We start from the raw sequence: 16,994 nt of genomic DNA on the forward strand, positions 1-16,994 counted from the left end.
GTGTGAGCGCCATAATCATTGCACACGAGACCGTCGGAAGTGACGTCGGTCTGGTCAAGGCCCTGGTCCGTGACGGCCTCCCGGTCGATGACCTCAACGAACCGCAGCGCCGCTTTTTCGGGTTCACGACGCTTGCCGGTTCGCACGTCGGATACGGCGGCTTCGAACAATACGGGCGCGATGTGCTGATCCGCTCGGTGACAGTCGAGCCAAGCTGTCGAAGCAAGGGCATCGGCCGGAATCTCGTTGCGGTGCTGCTGCGTCAGGCCTTCGACGCGGACGCCAGAACTGCGTGGCTCCTTACGACTGACGCACAAGCCTTCTTCGAGAAGACCGGATTCAACCTTGTGAGCCGCGAGACCGCGCCTGCCGCGATCCTCGCCACGCGCCAGGCCGTTGAACTGTGCCCGGCCACAGCGATTTTGCTCTCACGCCCCATCACCCCGTAGCTCTTTAGCCGCTTCCATACGATGTCCACCGATCTTCCGAACGTCAGTCTTTCTCATCTCGACACGCCCGATCTCACAAAGCTCGAACCCCGGACGATCTCGGATCATCCGCCGCGCATCTTGCTGCTCTACGGTTCGCTCCGTCCGACCTCCTATAGTCGCTTGCTGACACTCGAGGCTGAGCGCATCCTTCGCAAGTTAGGCGCCGAGACCAGAGTGTTTGATCCACATGGTCTGCCACTCGCCGACAGCGTGCCCGCCGACCATCCGAAGGTCCTCGAATTGCGCGAAGCGTCCATCTGGTCCGAAGGCCAAGTTTGGTGCAGCCCGGAACGACATGGCGCGCTGACCGGCGTGTTCAAGAACCAGATCGACTGGCTGCCGCTCGACTCCGGAAGCATCCGGCCGACGCAAGGGCGAACACTCGCGGTCATGCAGGTGTCGGGCGGCTCGCAATCCTTCAACGCGGTGAACGCTTTGCGCGTGCTCGGCCGCTGGATGCGCATGGTGACCGTTCCCAATCAGAGTTCGGTAGCCAAGGCGTTCCAGGAGTTCGATGAGAGCGGTCGCATGAAGCCCTCGTCGTACTACGATCGTGTGGTCGATGTGATGGAGGAACTGTATAAGTTCACGCTACTCGTGCGCGACCGCTCAGATTACCTGACCGACCGGTACAGTGAGCGTAAAGAGAAGGCTCCGGCATCAGTTTCCGTCCTCGCCAATGCAGCCATGAGCCATGAGCACAGCGCACAGAACGCCGACACCGACGACAGTGAAGTCGAGTAACTCGACGGATCGCGCCGAATCGCTGGCCACCTGGGCGCTCGCGCTCGCCCAACTGGTGTCGTGGGGCTCGGTCTACTATTCGTTTTCGCTGCTGGTCGTACCCATGGAGCAGACCATGGGCTGGAGCCGCACGTCCACGAATGCTGCCCTCTCGCTCGGACTGCTGGTCTCGGGTTTCGTGGCGTATCCGGTGGGCAAATGGATCGACCACGGGCTCGGACGTCGAATCATGGCCATTGGATCGCTGATCGCGGCCGCCATGCTTCTGATGTGGTCGGCCACATCGTCGCTCACGATTCTCTTCGTAGCGTGGATCGGCTTGGGCCTGTCGATGGCTGCGACCTTCTATGACCCGCTCTTCGCCGTGCTCACGCATCGCTATCCGCTGCGATACAAGACCAAGATCACACTGGTGACGCTCGTTGCGGGATTCGCGAGCACGGTTTTCATTCCGGTCACGCAGTTCCTCGTGGATCTGGCCGGTTGGCGTCTCGCGCTCGTCGCACTTGCCGCGTGCAATCTAATCATTTGCCTGCCGATTCATGTCTTCGCAATCCGCTCCTCACGAATCGACCCGAACGCTGCCCAGCCGAGCGCGGAGCGCACGGCGGTCGATGCTGCGGCAACGCGACGTGCACTGCGCACGCCTACCTTCTGGGCGCTCGCACTGTGCTTCACAACCTACTACGCGACCTTCGCCGCGCTCACATTTCATCTGGTCCCGTTGATGGTCGAGCGCGGCGTCACCAACACGGTCCTGGACATCACCATGGCGCTGATAGGACCCGCGCAAGTCATCGCCCGCGCGGTCTGGTTCGCATTCGATCGCAAGGTCACCATCACGACAGTTGGTTTCATCGTGGTGACACTCTTTCCCGTCTCGACGGTCGTCCTGATTGTGGCTGGCAAATCCGCTGCGCTTTTGTGGATCTTCGCGCTCTGCTATGGCGCCGCCAACGGAATGATGACGATCCTGCGCGGCACGATCGTCCAGCAGTTTCTGTGGACGGAGGGCTACGGCGCGATCAGCGGCATGCTGTCGTTTCCGTCGAACATTGCGAAGGGCATCGCGCCCATCGCAGCGGCCAGCATCTGGGGATTGACGGATGGATATGTCGCCGTCGAATGGACGGTGTTGCTTGTCTCCGCGCTATCCGCCGTCAGCTTTTTTATCGCAGCGAAGTGCGCGTCGGCACGTCCCTCTTATCGGTGAGTCGATTCGGGAGCAGCGATGACTTACAACGGTCAACGTGGTGACTTAAAGCGTGCGTAGAGTGTTTGCTTTTTCTGTCGAGCGATGTTCGTCAGCATCAAAGCAAAGGTCCTCACGGACGAAACCGGCGTCTACACTGAGATCCCCGCCCTGCTCGCCGCGACGGGGATACTCGAGCCGCTGATTGATTATTTCCTGCATAGAAGCCACGATCGCAGTCTGGAATGGATGCGCAAGGTGACGCGATCGGTGCGGCTCTTTCTTGAGTACATCCAACTCAACCCCGCCGAACGCGACCCTCATCGACTGTTTCAGAATTTCGCGAAGCGCCTGTATACAGGAACGTTCAATCGCGAAACAGGAATCGACGCCACGGGCCTTTGCTGGCCGCCTCGCTCGCCGCACGACGCGGCACGCATCATCATCCATTTGAGCGACTTCTTCAATTGGTTGGGCGAAGTTCGTCCTGAAGCAGCCAGCGTCAATCCTCGGTACGTCGGCAGCACGTTCGATCGACAGATCGATGAAGCCGCTTACCAGTATCGTAGAAGCAAGGCCTTCCTTGGGCATACGTGGGCGTCGAATGCCACCGCGCGCGCCACAGGATATTGGCTTCGCTACCGGAGAATCCCGAAGGTCGCGCGAGGTGAGCCGCCAGCTTTTCCAGAACGTCACTTTGAAGCGTTGCTCTTCAAAGGCTTTCGCAACGGCGATCGTTACGACTATCGTGGCATCTTGATCACGCTACTGCTCCATGGCGCGGGATTTCGAGAGTCGGAGCCTTTTCACCTTTACGTTCAGGACGTATTTCCAGATCCACAGGACCCGCGTCAAGCCAAGGTCCTCATCCACCATCCGCACTACGGGGCCGCGCCTGCTGACTGGTGCGACGAGCGAGGACGACCACGTAAATCGAACCGAGCAGAATACCTCGGCCAGCGCTTCGGCCTTGTGCCGCGTACAGACTTGATGGACCGTCGGCATGCTGGCTGGAAAGGCGGCATGCACGACGGTCCGTACTACAAGCAGGCGTACTGGTTCGTGCCGGAGTACGGCGAGTGGTTTCTGGAACTTTGGCATCGCTATCTGAAGCAGCTTGCGCATTTCGATCGGGATCATCCGTTCGCTTTCGTGAACCTGCGGCGCGCACCCTATGGTGCGATATACACCCTCACGCAGTACAACAAGGCTCACGCGGCCGCGTGCAAACGCATTGGCCTCGAAGTTGGCAAGGCGCTTGGCACAACTCCGCACGGGCACCGACACGCCTACGGCCAGCGTTTGAAGCACGCGGGAATCGACAAGCCGATGATTCGCCGCTTCATGCATCACGCATCGATCGAGAGCCAGGAGATCTACACACAAGCAAGCTTTAGCGAAGCCCGAGAAGCACTTCAGCAAGCGGCGCACCGGCTGGATGGACTTCTTACGACGCCTCTGTCCGATTTGGTCCGTTCATCTGACTAGCCACATCTCCACGTGACCGAGCAAACACATGTACAAGACCTCTCCAACTAAACCCAAGGGGCGTCGCAAGGCGGCAAGGACCGAGCGCAGCATGCGACGCGATTCGGATGCAACCCTGACCTGGGTGGTGGAGTTCTATCCAGAACTTGCAGCCTGGAGAGGCTTCGCCTTGGAGTGGCTCGGTGGGGAAACGCATGGTCTACACCAAAGGCTGCAGGCCCTATCGACTTTCTTCGAGCGCTACCTCATTCTGCAGAGCCTGCCGCTGGACCCGAGTGTATTCCTGGCGCAAACGACACAGGTTCCAGAATTTCACCGAACGGCGTGTCCTGACTCTCCTTGGGGCATCAGCGCGAACAATCTTATCCACGCTTTTCTGCAGTTTGTGTTGCTTCGGCATTTCAGTCAGATTGGTAAAAACGATAACGCCGTATTAATGCAGGGCTATCACAACCCGGTACGTCGTATGTCGAAAGCGGGGTTGCCGAAGCGCGGCGAGAGCGTTTATTCACCACTGCCTTATGGCTACATCGACCAACTTCGGCAGATGCTGGCGGCGGGACCCCATTTTCGCGATTGGCAATGGGCACATGGTGCGCTCGGGAGCAAGATCGGCCATATGGGTGCGAGCGCGCCTGATTGGCTCGACGTGACTGAAGACGAGATTGATCGCGACGATCCGGATTGCGTCTGGCGCATACGTAAGCTGAGTCGAAACTATCGCGGTGGTCAAGTGTTGCAGATGTGGAGTCCAGTCCGATGGGTTGCACTGCTTGTGAAGCTTATCTTGCCCTTACGAACTAGCCAGGTCCGCGTACTTGACTCCGGAGAGGCAGACACCTGGCGCTATGCGGCAGGACGTTGGGAGCGAAACAGCAGCGAGATAGCAGAAGGAAGCGAATCTCGGCCGCTACAGCAGGGTGTGTTCCGGCGCGACTATGATCGCAACAACAACGAGAACGCACTGGCGATCCTCTATATCAACACGAACAAGACCGCCGACGTCTCTAAGTCAGGGCCAGAGAAGGGCTATTTACTGCCATGGACGCACGGCGGGGCGCTTCACCAGAATGTTTTCTACTGGATCGAGAAGCTGCGCAACTGGCAAGAGAAGTACAACCCCATCTCGCGTCGGACCTCATGGGCAGAACTTGATCGTCGACATATCATTGCCAAGACTGATTTTCAGTTGGCGCGCTATCCTGACGCGTGCTTTCTCTTCCGATTGCCAGAATATCCAACGGCACGAATGCGTAACTTTCCGCTTCAGGATCAGGCGCTCAATTCGTGCTGGTTCTATTTGCTGAAGGCATTCGAATCACGGCTCGCCGGGCGTTCCGAAACTCACCACAACGGAACACCGATTCGGCTGCTGCCGCCCCAGTCCAAGAAGAGAACGTTGTTCCCACTTCACAGTTTGCGAGTCTCCCTTGTCACTGCACTGGCCTTGGAAGGACAGGTGCCGTTCCCTGTGCTGCAGAAGCTTGTCGGTCATAGCCGGTTGGTCATGACCTTGTACTACACCAAGCCTGGAGCCACCCATATTCGCGACGTCCTCCTCGATGCGAAGGCTCGCCTGGATGCAAATAAGAATGCGAGCATTCAGAACTTTCTGCTCGATACCGCACACGACGAACTTGTCCGAAGTGCGATCTGCAATAGTGTGAGCAGTGTTTCAGATGCAATCCCTGAGCATCCAGCGGCAAGAAACGCGTTGGGCTGGATGCCAATGCACCACGGCCTTTGCCTCGCTGGAGGAAACGCCAGCGATTCGATGGAGAATCGTTCGATTGGCGGATGCCACAACGGAGGTCCGATGGTTTTGCCGGGGACTGCCGTTGGCAACGCAAAGCACGCTCCCGTTCCGGGAGGGAATCGCAACTGCGTTCGATGCCGCTGGTTCGTGACGGAGCCTCACTACCTTCCATCGCTCGCCGCGCACTTCAACACGATCGCCTACCATTTCGACGAGGCCCGCAATGCTTGCCTCGCGAATGAACGCGTGCTTCTTGACCTAAAGAAGCAGAAGGCTGACGCTGAAGACGCTGGCGAGGTCTTCCTTCATCTCGATGCCTTTCGGCAAGCTGAGCGCGTGTGGGAAGGATCGATGAAGCGATTTAACGACTTCGCGGAGGATCTCACCGCTTGTTGGCGGCTCATTGAGCGCTGCAAGGCTGCGCTCGACCGGGCCGTCGAAGACTCTACTCAACTAGTGGCGGTGGGCACCGCGAGCGATGTGCACATCGCGTTCGAAGAGACCGAATCGGAATTGCTTCAGCTCGCTGGAGTTTGCGACGATGTCGAGCTCTATCCGGATCTCGATGCAGGCAAGGCAGTATTCCGTCGTAGTCAGTTGCTCGATGCCGTGCTTTATCGCGATCACCTTGCGCCCGTCTTCATGACGCTGGGCGAAGAAGAACAACTCCGCGTTGGCAACGCATTCATGCGCCGTCTCGCGCGGCAGATGAACCCCGCTAATCCAGTGCTGGGAACGCGGCAGGTCATCAACCTGATGGACGCCGGCCGGAGTCTCAGCGAGCGATTTGGCATTGATTTCGCCACGTTTCTGCCGGAATGCAATGCCACCGGCATGCTCAAGCGCAAGCCTCAACGAATCGACGAGTCGCAAGCATGAACAGCGCGACATTCGACCACCCGAACGTGCTTCTCGGCACGCTGCTCGCCAAGGGTGGTCGTGCCCATCGGCTTGCTAGGCTAAAAGCGCTGCACGAGATTTGTCGCAGGCATCAGGAATCAGGCTCGCGCGATTTTTCTCTCTCAACCATTGGTCGCCTGGCCGAGGCGGAAGGCGTCCTAAAGGGACGCGTCCTCTACAACATGCAATCGGCAGACTACCGCGAGCTGATTTCGGCCTGGGCGACGTATGCCGGGCCACCGACACTTCGACCATCGAAACCGCTGGCAAGCCACGAATACCTCATGCGTATTCACGACCCCGCGATCCGCTCCATCATGCAAGCAATCATCGGGGAACGAGACAAGCTCCGGGCCGAGGTCAACCTTCTGAAATCCAACGCGCAAGTCGTCGTGGATCGACGCCCAATCGGTGTGCGCGCGTCAGGAGACGCCATCGCGTTGCCAACAACGACAAACGGCCACAACGCGCAGCTCACTCCTTCAGAACGTGAAGCGCTGGGGAAGGCGGTCTCTGCCGACTACCTCGAAAGACATGGCTTACACGAAGGCAGCCATGGCGAGATCGTGAACGAACACGGTCGGACAGTGTTCGATGTCGGCTTCGCGCGTGCAATACGAAAGATCCTCGGAGCCTGAACAGCCGATAACCGAAACGATGTATTTCGATGTATGCATACATCGAAACGGAGAGTCCTTGGCGACCCCACCGCAGAACGCTTTCACGCTTTTCGCCCTCAAACTATGTACTCCACGGGTATAGGTCCAAATCGCTGGGTGAATCGACTCGACGTGTTGGGGCAAGGCGGCCATATTGCAAAAATACTGTATGGATGTACAGTATCGTATATCAAAAACCTGCTTCGTGAAACGTCCCTTTTTGATTACGACGGAAGACGATGATGGATATGCCTGTGCGCAAGCATCCGATGCCGGAGATAGCGGCGTTCGTGGCCGAATTGCGTCGCGCGTTTGGGGATGCGACTATTGATGAAGCGGTCGCGCGCGGCAAGGCGGGCGAGCCGACGTTTTTCGCGAGCGAGAACGGTCTGACGGTAGGCACCAGGTCGGATGCGACAGTCAGGAGCTGGCGAGTCGACGGCAGCGTGCTCAACCGGCACTTCTGCCGTGGGTGCGCCGGGTCATGCATCGGGACCGACATACGATGCAGTCAACGCAGGTGATTGAGCGGGCAACCGCATCAACCAGTGGAGATGACGCATGTGCTACTCGGCTCAAATCTGGGCGGACTACCGCCGGTACGTACGGACCTTCGGTGCGCACATGGACATCGCCGAGTTCGCACGTCTCTATTTCCTGCAGGCCGAAGGGAGCGGCGCCAAGACACCGAAAGCGCTCGACGATGCTTTCCTCGACCCGCAGACGGATGGCGAACGCGAGATACGTCAACTCATCGAAAAGACGCGCGCGGAACAGAGGACGAAACTGGAGCAAGACCTCTTCAAGCAGCGAACGAGATTTACGGAAGCCGAGCGCAAGCTGGAGTCGAAGGTGACGAAGGCCGCGACCGAAAGTAGACGCATCGCTACCGACAAAATTGAGGCTGCGCTACGCCGCATCGAAGACATCAATCGCAGCGAATCAAAGCCGCGCGACTCGCGCATCTTCCCCGGCTACTACGCGCCGGTGCTGGTGATGGAAAACGGCGAGTACGTGCTCCGGCCGATGCGATACCAGTGCCGCATTGCGGGCACGCCGGCAAGCTTCGATGTGAAATATCCCGGCACATACAATGCCCGCAAAAATTCATTGGGAGGTTTCTGGAAATCGTGCTTCGGACAGACGCACGGTGTGTTGCTCGTCGAGGTCTTTTACGAGAACGTGAAGAAGGCGAAGATGGAAGGCACGGTGCTGGAATCACATGACAAGGACGAGAACGTCGTCCTCGAGTTTCGCCCAAGCAATAGACAGTTGATGCACGTGGCCTGCCTATGGTCGCGATGGACGAAACCGGGCGAGCCAGACCTTCTGTCGTTTGCTGCCATAACGGATGACCCGCCGCCGGAAGTTGAAGCGGCCGGCCATGACCGGTGCATCATCCCTATCAAGCCCGAGAACATCGAGGCGTGGTTGAATCCGGAAGCAACAAGCTTGGACGCGATGTACGCCATCCTCGATGACAAGGACCGGCCTTATTACGAGCACAAGTTCGCGGCATGAGGCGCTGGAGCTTGCGCGTTGATGTGGAGGGTCTTTCCGATTTGGGGGGAGGTTGGCCAAAATTTCGATTCATGAGCTAACATCGAATTCGGTTTATGTACTACGGTGAGGTTCTCTTTGGGCAGTGACTATCGTTTACACACATTGGGGTGGAAGGCATTCCAGGACCTGTGCCTCGCTGTTGCACAAGAATGCCTTCAACGGCCGGTTCAGCGATTTCTGCCATCTCATGACGGCGGACGGGACGGAGCCTTTGTGGGTACCATGCATAGCGGGAACAGTGCTGGGTCGTCCACAATTCAATGCAAATTCACGTCGCTCCCAAACAGTAATCTGACCTTGTCACAGCTCTCAGACGAGTTAGGGAAAATTCCTGCTTTGGCAGCGCAGAACTTGGTTGAAGACTACGTGTTGATGACCAACCATCCGGTCTCCGGGGTGGCGAGTGCGCAAATCGAAAAGGCGTTCATCGAAGCGGGAGCGAAGCGATGCCGTATCTTGGGCGCTGATTGGGTGGTCAGCCAGATTGATGAGTCTGCTCGCTTGCGAATGCTTGTCCCTCGATTGTATGGAGTCGGCGACTTGAGCAATATTCTTGATGAGCGCGCGTACGAGCAAGCAAAGATGATTCTGAGTTCGATGGGAGACGACATTCGCAAGCTTGTCGTCACAGATGCTCATCGGAAGAGTGTTCTCGCCATAAACCAACATGGGCTTGTTTTATTGCTGGGGCAGCCAGCCGCAGGCAAGTCGACAATTGGCGCAAGTCTGGCAGTCGGTGCGGCCGATATTTGGGGATGCCTTACGGTCAAGCCGACATCGCCGATGGAATTGCGCGAGAGAATCAACCCTCACGAAAAACAGTTCTTCTGGGTGGATGATGCTTGGGGTTCCACTCAATATCAGAAGGCCGTAACTGATACATGGAACCAAGTGCTTCCGCACATCGCAGCTGCCATCAAGAACGGAAGCAAGTTTCTGTTCACGTCACGGACCTATATCTGGCAGGCTGCGCTCCGCGACCTCAAGACAGGTGCGCTTCCACTCCTAACAAAAAGCAACGTCACCATCCAGGTCGAGAAGCTGACATCAAACGAAAAAGCTCAGATACTGTACAACCATCTTAAGTTTGGGGACCAGCCACAATCCTTCAGAACTCAGGTTAAACCATATTTGCCGGACGTGGTTGCTAGCGACTTTTTTTTGCCGGAATCCGCAAGACGTCTCGGTAGCCAGCTTTTGACTTCGCATCTGGCAAAAACTAGAGCTGGGTTGGTGAACTTCTTTGTCAATCCCTCGGACTTCCTCCAAGAGACAATACGAACTCTTACGGCGGACAGCCAAGCCGCGCTCGCGCTTTTGTTCATCAGCGGCGGTCGGGTCGCATCACCTATCCTCGATTGTCCTGAAGTAGCATTGGCGACGAAAGCGTTTGGTGTCACCTCCGCATCACTTAGAACAGCTGTTATAGACCTCGGTGAGACGCTCTCACTTCATGTACAGGACCAAACTGGACCCTACTGGAAGTTCAAGCACCCGACCATATCGGAGGCATTTGCCCGATATGTCGCGGACAATCCAGAACTTGTAGAACTCTACTTACGTGGAGCTGCGCCAAGTTTGCTAGTGAACGAAGTGGTGTGTCCGGGAATTCAACTGCAAGGTTCGTTTGTCGTTGTCCCGTCCACGTTTTACGGACTTCTAGCCGAACGGATGACTGCATGTACTGCGTCGTCGCTGACAGCGTTTCTTTCAACGCGCGCGAACGCTGACTTTGCTGCCATTCTACTCAAGCTCCGTCCCGAACTTCTTGAGTGCGATATTTACTTTCACTGGCGCGTATCTGAGTACCCGTCAGCGGACTTCATGGCTCGAATGCAGAAATTCGGACTGCTTCCTGAGCAAAAGCGTAAGGAGGTCGCGCAAGCGTTCGCGGAAGCAATCCTTGAACGAGCCGATGCAAGCGTACTGGAGGACGATGAACTGATGACCGTGTTCACGGAAGATGAGCGGGTTCAAATCTTCGATGCAATCGAGGACAAAATCCTGAACAACTTGGCTGCACACGTTGATAGAACACGTGAGCAATGGGAGCGCAGCACCGACCCTGATTCTCATTTCGAAGAGCTGTCGATGGACGTGCGCGACTTTGCGCGGCGTTTCGCGCCTAATCGCGAACTGGAAATAACATCACAGCTTAAAGGCCTCGTCCAGTCCGCAGTTTTTGATATGCAAGAAGACTATTCTGGTTCCGCGAGTTCAAATGCGCCTGTCGGAAGTGGGATGGCTTCTGACGGACCGTCGGCCGCGATATTCAGGGATGTCGATGATTAGGCCGTGAAGCGAGGCTCCAGCCAGTGCCCGTGCGGTAATCCAGCGATGACGTGTCGGCCGGAGCATTGCAAAGCGCCGCTTCCCCTTCCTACGTTAGTACAAGCTCGGCAGCAACACCGTAGTAGTGCCGCCCGCGGGGGCCCCGCCGGCGTGGCTGTGGACTGGCAGCGTAATCGTGCGCCATCTGGGTCCCTGCAAGCAGCGCGTCGGCGACTCCCGAGATGTGTAGCGTTTCAGCGCCCAACGCCGGACGGATTTCCGGTCGTGCTCGGCCAGTCACCGCCGGGGGAGCCACTCCCAGACCTGCTGCCGCTCCTCGTAGATATGGCCCCACTGGACGAACCTTTTGAGGCGCCGTTCAAATTGCCGCGCGCATTACGTTGGTTGCCGCCTGTTCTGACCGGGTTGTCCGGACGATGGACTCGATCGACGAATCGGCCACGAAAATGTCCGAGATCATCGGCGTCATCGAAGGGATCGCCTTTCTGACCAACATTCTTGCGCTGAACGCGGCAGTCGAGGCCGCGCGTGCTGGCGAACAGGGACGTGGTTTCGCCGTGGTGACCGGAGAGGTACGCACGCTCGCGCAACGTTCGGCGACCTCGGCGAGAGAAATCCGGACGCTGATCGAGGATTCGGCGGGCAAGGTCGACGCCGGCACGAAGCTCGTGGGCGAGGCCGGCGAAACGATGCACCGGGTCGTCGACAGCATCCGGCGCGTCGCTGGCATCATGGCGGAGATGACGGCAGCAACGCAGGATCAGGCGCAGGGCATCGAGCAGGTCCATCATGCAATCGCGCAGATGGATCAGGTGACGCAGCAGAACGCGGAGCTCGTTGGACAGGCAGCAGGCGCGGCGGCTTCGCTGCACGAGTCGGCAGGAAGCCTGCGGCAGGCGGTGCAGGTGTTTGTGCTCGCTGGCGATTCCGGATCCTGATCTGGCGCATCGACGGTTGAGGAACTCGCGGCGGCGCCAGGAAGTCGCACTCGCTGGCATTACGGTATTCCGGCCGCCGAGTGCCGGGGCAGGGAGATCTGCCCCCAGCCACCCCAACTGCCCAACTGCGTCCGCTGCGTTTTTCTTTATGGGCGGCGCAATCGGCTCCATGGCTGGAGCATGGTGCTTCGTTCGTGGGAATGGGAGCTGGCGTCCCGGACAGGTGCTGCACTGCCCGCCGCGTCGCTGGTTATGTATGTGGCGCAGCGGTGAGCGCTGGAATTCAAGGCCCGGTCAGGATGGAGCAGGTGCGACCCCGGGGCGTCGTCCGGAAAAGGCTGCGGCCTACGATGCGACCTCACCCGCTGCACTTTGCTGGTAGTTGTGGATCCCGACCTTGCGGATCAGGTCGATCTGGGTTTCAAGCCAGTCGATGTGCTCTTCCGTGCCATCAAGGATCTTCACGAAGATCTCACGCGAAACGAAGTCCCTTACCGACTCGCAGTACGCAATCGCTTCCTTGCACGTCGCCTGTGATATCTGCTCGAGCTTCAGGTCGGCCTGCAGGATTTCTTCCGTGGTCTCACCGATGAGCAGCTTGTGCAGATCCTGCAGGTTCGGCAGACCGTCGAGCATGAACACCCGCTGGATGAGCCAGTCCGCGTGGCGCATTTCCCCGATCGACTCGTCGTACTCGTGCTTGCCGAGGCTATTGAGGCCCCAGTGCCTGTACATGCGCGCGTGCAGGAAATACTGGTTGATGGCCGTCAGCTCATTCTTGAGCTGGGCATTCAGATATTCGATGACTTTCGGATCGCCTTTCATCTTGATTCTCCGGGTTGGAGCGAACGATACGCAATGGAGAATAAAAAATCCAGTTTTCAGAAAATTTTGATAATGAAAATCCCTATCATTCTCATGACATGAGTAAATCATCGCGTGCCGTCGCCAGCATGCCGCTCGCGTACAGCGTCGAGCGAGAAGGGTTAGCCGGCCAGGGACGGGAATGACTGCGGGGATAGTGGACGCAGCAGTGTATGGCGCAGATCCTTGTGTGCGCGTCGGACTATGGTCCGATTAACTGATCGCACTGACAAGCGATGATAGTGGAGGTTTATTGCCTGCCTCCGGGCAGGGCAGATCGTCTTTCTGAAGAGGAGTGCAGCATGATTTCGAGCCGGAACGAAGTGACCGAAATGATCGTTGCCGCGAAAGTGGCCAAAGGCATCAAGTGGGCTGATGTGGCAGCCAGGGTGGGCCTCAGCAAGGAGTGGACGACCGCGGCCTGTCTCGGACAGATGACGCTGGACGAGAAACAGGCCAGCGTCATCGGGGAAATCTTTGAACTGCCGGACGACGCGCTCCGGTGGCTGCAGGCGGTGCCGTACAAGGGGTCGCTTCCGACAGCCGTCCCGACTGATCCGCTGATCTATCGCTGGTACGAAATCGTCAACGTTTATGGTTCGACCATCAAGGAGCTCATCCACGAGGAATTCGGCGACGGCATCATGAGTGCGATCGACTTCTCGATGGACATCGAGCGGGAACAGGATCCGAAGGGCGATCGCGTGCGGGTTGTCCTCTCAGGAAAGTTCCTTCCCTACAAGACCTACTAGGACTCTGTGCCGGGCGTGTCCGGTCTCTCCCGCTTGTTGCTTCCGATCAGTCGGTCCAGTCGTTCGCTTGCGCGCACGATCGCCTGCAGGCGTGTCTCACGCAGTTGCCGGTCGTGTTCGTTAACAATGCGGGACAACAGATCGATAAGCGCAGGCGGAAAGTTCCAGTCGCCGCGGTCCTCGCCGTTATCGAGTGCGGTGGAGAGCATCTGTTCCGCTTCGTCCAGCAGGCCGAGGTCGAGGAGGCCGTGGCCCTCCTCGGTCAGATAGCGGGTCAGCAGAATGGTCGTGAAAAGCCGACGTGCCAGACCGGCGTCTGCATAGCCAGCTCGCACGGCTTCGAGCGCCGTCCGATGCTGCAGGATCACCCTGTCGGCGTCGGCGCGTGGCATGGGCAGGAAAAGCGCCTTGGCACGGCGCGCCTGGGTGGCCCCAAATGGTTTGCGTGACATGATATTTATTGCTGCGTGAATCAGTAGCGTCTCTTTCGAGTTTGCCCGGGTCGTAGTTATGATAAGCAGTAACGTCTGCCGGCGGGTGACGGATGAACGTCGGTATGACGTTTCGCATGCGATGTGGTTCATGGCACATACCGTTGACCTCGATACAAGGCTCAAAACGCTGTTTCTCCCCGGTAACGGATCATGCGATCTTCCGATCAGACAGGTGTTCCACTTTTCGTGAGCGCGACCCACTTTTATCCGGGTGCGATAGTGCGGGGCGAATTGCGGATTGACGTCGGGGAACAACCCGTGGTGATCGAGATGTCGGACGGTGCAGGAACCACGGGAGTAGCGAGTCAGAACATTCCGGGTGAGGCAATACTTGTTGTTGAAGCCTGGCGGACAATGAAGGGAACATCGATTCCCAGGAAAACCTGGCATATCCGGAAGCAGGCCGGTCCTGTAGAGGTATGGAAGGTCATGTCCCGCGCATAAGCCGGCTTGCCTACGTTGCGTGGCAGGGTGCTCGACCGATCTGCCTGGATTGATAGCCGTCCACTTCGGGCAACCAGATGCCGCCTTCCAGCTTGTACCGTTGACGTACGTTCATTTCGCACTGCGGCGAAAGTACCCGTCCGGTCACCAGCGCGTTCGCCCATCCTGCTTCTGCTGGGCGGTAGTCTCAGTCAAGCCGGCGAGCGGCGGCGGCGTGCTCGCCGGCCAGGGCGCGATTTTGCGAATTGTCTGACGATGCTGGCCGCGTCATGCGCCAGTCGTGCGTCGAGACGGGCAGCCAGTGCGTCGAGAAAGAAGGGCAGATCGTTGGCGTCATGCTCCCGGATGAAATCGTTGGCGGTTTCCAGGACATCAGGCTGGGCATGCCACGCGGACATCTTCCGGAGTTTGCTGGCAGTGTCGGCTTTCCGGAGTAATCGTAGCTTTCAGGCCGTAATATTTGCGCTGTCGCCGCCCGTCACCGCGACGCTTGTTCCTGACACGAGGGCGGCGGCGTCCGACGCGAGGAACACGACGGCGGGTGCGATACTCTCCGGCGGCAGCCAGGGCAGGCCAAGCGGCAGTTTGGCGGCAAATCCCTCTGCAGCCGCCGTTTCATCCTTGGCCGGGTCGTACGACGGCGCGTTGCCGCCCACCTGAATCATCTGCGCGTAACGATCTTCGTGCCGGGTGAGCGCCGTGTCGATCAGGCCGGGCACGAGCGCGTTAACCGTGATCCCGTGTTTGCCAAGCTCCAGTGCCGCGGACTTCATCAGACCGAGAATGCCCCACTTCGAGGCCGAGTAGGCGGCGCCGTTCAACGTGCCGTGCTGTCCCTGCGTCGAGGACGTGACGATGATGCGGCCGCCACCACGCTTGACCAGCAGCGGCGTAAAGGCACGGATCGCGTTGGCCGTGCCGTTGAGGTTGCAGTCGATCTGGTCGTACCAGTCGGCGTCGTCCATCTCCAGCAGTGGCTTGAACGCCTGGATGCCGGCATTTGCAAAGAGGATGTCGAGACCGCCCCAGGCGGCACGCACTTCCTCGGCCGCGCGCCGCAATGCGCCGATATCGCGCTGGTCGGCCACGATCGGGCGCCAGCGGCGGCCCACAGAAGTTACCATACGCCCCGTCTCGGCAAGGTCGGCGCGGGTCGCAGGCGCAAAGGTGTCGATGGATGAAACCGCGGAGCAAATGTCGAGGCCGGCCACATCGGCCCCCGCCTCCGCCAGAGCGACTGCGGCGGCGCGACCTATGCCGCGTGCGGCACCCGTCACCACGGCGATCTTGCCCTTGAGGGCATCCGAAGAGAAAGTTGGCATCACTCAGTCCTTGTCATGGTCTGGTTTGATGGGCCTGGCGCACTCAACATCACCGTAGCCCGTCGCGGCGCGCCTGCCCGTGCACATCACGGTTCCCAGTAACGCTCCCGGCTAAACATATCGGAATAAAAGTCGAGAAACGCCCGCACCTTGGAAGATACCGTTTTCTTGCGCGGATACACCCCCCATATCGCAGGCGGGCTACTCGTTGCCTGGCCCTGCCAGTCCGGCAGCAGCCGCACCAGCAGTCCGGTGCGCAGCGGTTCCCCGATCGCCCATAGCGGAAGCAACGCGGCGCCGCTGCCGGCGATCGCGAGGTCGAGGATCGCCTCGATGTTGTTCGCGCGCAGGCGACCGCGCAGTTTGACTTCGACGGCTTCTTCCTGCCCGTCGGCCCCGGATTGACGTGCGAGAAACCAGGAGTCGTCACCAGCGATCGCGAAGCGTATGGCCGGATGTGTGGAAAGCTCGGCCGGCGACGACGGCACGCCGTGAAGGCGCACGTGGTCAGGGCTCGCGCAGACCACGCTTGTATGGTTCGCCAGTCGGCGCGCCATGAGTTGCGAGTCGGGAAGCACGCCGACGCGGATCGCTACGTCGACCCCGGTCGCAACGAAATTCACGATCTCGTCGGTGATGACGACGTCCACGTCGATATGCGGATACCGCCTCATGAATTCCGGAATGTGGGCGACCACATGGCGTCGCCCAAACGCAGTGGGCATCGTCACGCGCAGCAGGCCCTGCGGGGACGCATTGAGCGACGAGGTTGCCACGCACGCCTCGTCGAGCATCCGGATGGCGGCCGCGCCCTGTTCGCGGAACACGTGTCCGCCCTCAGTCAATGCGAGTCCGCGCGTGGAGCGGTTGAAGAGCGCGATACCGAGATCGCGCTCCAGTTCGGCAATATGTCGCGAGACCGTTGAGGTCTTGACCTGGAGCTGGTCTGCGGCCTTGTTGAAGCTTCCAAGATCCGCGGCATAGAGGAATGCGCGCAGGGCGGCGAAGTAATCCATAAGCGGGAGTTCGGCGTCAGCTATTCTGTGTCCTGCATCTGCCACCCCACCCGATCCGCCCATGCAAAGCGATTGAATG

General features: G+C 58.8%; 15 protein-coding genes. 11 read left to right on the forward strand and 4 right to left on the reverse strand.

The window, feature by feature from the left end:
• Positions 1-2 precede the first annotated feature (2 nt).
• From arsN2 to BPHYT_RS01025, 10 genes are all read left to right on the forward strand, one after another.
• A complete protein-coding gene (arsN2, locus tag BPHYT_RS00980; protein ID WP_012431288.1) occupies positions 3-449 on the forward strand; it encodes an arsenic resistance N-acetyltransferase ArsN2 in 447 nt (148 codons plus the stop codon).
• 21 nt (positions 450-470) lie between these two features.
• Positions 471-1,235, forward strand: a complete 765-nt coding sequence (arsH, locus tag BPHYT_RS00985; protein ID WP_012431289.1) for an arsenical resistance protein ArsH — start codon at positions 471-473, stop codon at positions 1,233-1,235.
• Positions 1,186-2,448 (forward strand): MFS transporter, encoded by a 1,263-nt coding sequence (locus BPHYT_RS00990; protein WP_039346158.1) that lies wholly within the window; start codon positions 1,186-1,188, stop codon positions 2,446-2,448. Before arsH ends, BPHYT_RS00990 begins: the two co-directional genes overlap by 50 nt.
• Before the next feature lie 84 nt (positions 2,449-2,532).
• Positions 2,533-3,915, forward strand: coding sequence for a gamma-mobile-trio recombinase GmtY (gene gmtY / locus BPHYT_RS00995; protein ID WP_012431291.1), 1,383 nt, complete (start codon positions 2,533-2,535; stop codon positions 3,913-3,915).
• Positions 3,916-3,943: 28 nt separating this feature from the next.
• Complete coding sequence (gene gmtZ / locus BPHYT_RS01000) at positions 3,944-6,550, forward strand: gamma-mobile-trio integrase GmtZ (protein ID WP_012431292.1); 2,607 nt, start codon at positions 3,944-3,946, stop codon at positions 6,548-6,550.
• Positions 6,547-7,209: a gamma-mobile-trio protein GmtX gene (gene gmtX / locus BPHYT_RS01005; RefSeq protein WP_012431293.1), complete on the forward strand. Its 663-nt coding sequence runs from the start codon at positions 6,547-6,549 to the stop codon at positions 7,207-7,209. The genes gmtZ and gmtX overlap by 4 nt, the downstream gene beginning before the upstream one ends.
• A 263-nt stretch (positions 7,210-7,472) precedes the next feature.
• On the forward strand, positions 7,473-7,754 hold the full coding sequence (locus BPHYT_RS38995) for a hypothetical protein (RefSeq protein WP_039364595.1): 282 nt from the start codon (positions 7,473-7,475) through the stop codon (positions 7,752-7,754).
• A 37-nt stretch (positions 7,755-7,791) separates the two neighbouring features.
• Entirely contained in the window at positions 7,792-8,751 is a 960-nt protein-coding gene (locus BPHYT_RS01015; RefSeq protein WP_012431295.1) for an SOS response-associated peptidase family protein, read from the forward strand.
• Positions 8,752-9,090: 339 nt separating this feature from the next.
• Positions 9,091-11,085 carry an nSTAND3 domain-containing NTPase gene (locus tag BPHYT_RS01020; protein WP_113976526.1) on the forward strand — a complete coding sequence of 665 codons (1,995 nt, stop codon included), beginning with the start codon at positions 9,091-9,093 and terminating at the stop codon, positions 11,083-11,085.
• Positions 11,086-11,531: 446 nt separating this feature from the next.
• Positions 11,532-12,023 (forward strand): methyl-accepting chemotaxis protein, encoded by a 492-nt coding sequence (locus tag BPHYT_RS01025; protein ID WP_407669177.1) that lies wholly within the window; start codon positions 11,532-11,534, stop codon positions 12,021-12,023.
• Positions 12,024-12,368: 345 nt separating this feature from the next.
• On the opposite strand, the gene bfr is transcribed toward BPHYT_RS01025, so the two are convergent.
• Positions 12,369-12,848 (reverse strand): bacterioferritin, encoded by a 480-nt coding sequence (gene bfr / locus BPHYT_RS01030; RefSeq protein WP_012431298.1) that lies wholly within the window; start codon positions 12,846-12,848, stop codon positions 12,369-12,371.
• A 341-nt stretch (positions 12,849-13,189) separates the two neighbouring features.
• Here bfr and cynS point away from each other — a divergent pair, with 341 nt between their 5' ends.
• On the forward strand, positions 13,190-13,639 hold the full coding sequence (gene cynS, locus BPHYT_RS01035) for a cyanase (protein WP_012431299.1): 450 nt from the start codon (positions 13,190-13,192) through the stop codon (positions 13,637-13,639).
• On the opposite strand, the gene BPHYT_RS01040 is transcribed toward cynS, so the two are convergent.
• The 3 genes from BPHYT_RS01040 to BPHYT_RS01055 all read right to left on the reverse strand — a co-directional run bounded on the left by BPHYT_RS01040 (position 13,636) and on the right by BPHYT_RS01055 (position 16,915).
• Positions 13,636-14,091 (reverse strand): hypothetical protein, encoded by a 456-nt coding sequence (locus BPHYT_RS01040; RefSeq protein ID WP_012431300.1) that lies wholly within the window; start codon positions 14,089-14,091, stop codon positions 13,636-13,638. The two genes, cynS and BPHYT_RS01040, sit on opposite strands and share 4 nt — an antisense overlap.
• A 932-nt stretch (positions 14,092-15,023) precedes the next feature.
• Positions 15,024-15,899, reverse strand: coding sequence for an SDR family NAD(P)-dependent oxidoreductase (locus BPHYT_RS01050; RefSeq protein WP_012431303.1), 876 nt, complete (start codon positions 15,897-15,899; stop codon positions 15,024-15,026).
• 86 nt (positions 15,900-15,985) lie between these two features.
• Positions 15,986-16,915 (reverse strand): LysR family transcriptional regulator, encoded by a 930-nt coding sequence (locus tag BPHYT_RS01055; RefSeq protein WP_012431304.1) that lies wholly within the window; start codon positions 16,913-16,915, stop codon positions 15,986-15,988.
• Between the last annotated feature and the right edge of the window lie 79 nt (positions 16,916-16,994).

Source organism: Paraburkholderia phytofirmans PsJN (assembly GCF_000020125.1).
In the GTDB taxonomy this organism is placed as follows: domain Bacteria; phylum Pseudomonadota; class Gammaproteobacteria; order Burkholderiales; family Burkholderiaceae; genus Paraburkholderia; species Paraburkholderia phytofirmans.

Bases quoted from the DNA above. Each gene is read 5' to 3' on its own strand.
- gmtZ (WP_012431292.1), top strand. From the start codon at position 3,944: ATGTACAAGACCTCTCCAACTAAACCCAAGGGGCGTCGCAAGGCGGCA.
- BPHYT_RS01015 (WP_012431295.1), top strand. From the start codon at position 7,792: ATGTGCTACTCGGCTCAAATCTGGGCGGACTACCGCCGGTACGTACGG.
- BPHYT_RS38995 (WP_039364595.1), top strand. From the start codon at position 7,473: ATGGATATGCCTGTGCGCAAGCATCCGATGCCGGAGATAGCGGCGTTC.
- BPHYT_RS01055 (WP_012431304.1), bottom strand. From the start codon at position 16,915: ATGGATTACTTCGCCGCCCTGCGCGCATTCCTCTATGCCGCGGATCTT.
- arsH (WP_012431289.1), top strand. From the start codon at position 471: ATGTCCACCGATCTTCCGAACGTCAGTCTTTCTCATCTCGACACGCCC.
- BPHYT_RS01025 (WP_407669177.1), top strand. From the start codon at position 11,532: ATGTCCGAGATCATCGGCGTCATCGAAGGGATCGCCTTTCTGACCAAC.
- gmtY (WP_012431291.1), top strand. From the start codon at position 2,533: ATGTTCGTCAGCATCAAAGCAAAGGTCCTCACGGACGAAACCGGCGTC.
- BPHYT_RS01040 (WP_012431300.1), bottom strand. From the start codon at position 14,091: ATGTCACGCAAACCATTTGGGGCCACCCAGGCGCGCCGTGCCAAGGCG.
- BPHYT_RS01050 (WP_012431303.1), bottom strand. From the start codon at position 15,899: ATGCCAACTTTCTCTTCGGATGCCCTCAAGGGCAAGATCGCCGTGGTG.
- gmtX (WP_012431293.1), top strand. From the start codon at position 6,547: ATGAACAGCGCGACATTCGACCACCCGAACGTGCTTCTCGGCACGCTG.
- bfr (WP_012431298.1), bottom strand. From the start codon at position 12,848: ATGAAAGGCGATCCGAAAGTCATCGAATATCTGAATGCCCAGCTCAAG.
- BPHYT_RS00990 (WP_039346158.1), top strand. From the start codon at position 1,186: ATGAGCACAGCGCACAGAACGCCGACACCGACGACAGTGAAGTCGAGT.
- cynS (WP_012431299.1), top strand. From the start codon at position 13,190: ATGATTTCGAGCCGGAACGAAGTGACCGAAATGATCGTTGCCGCGAAA.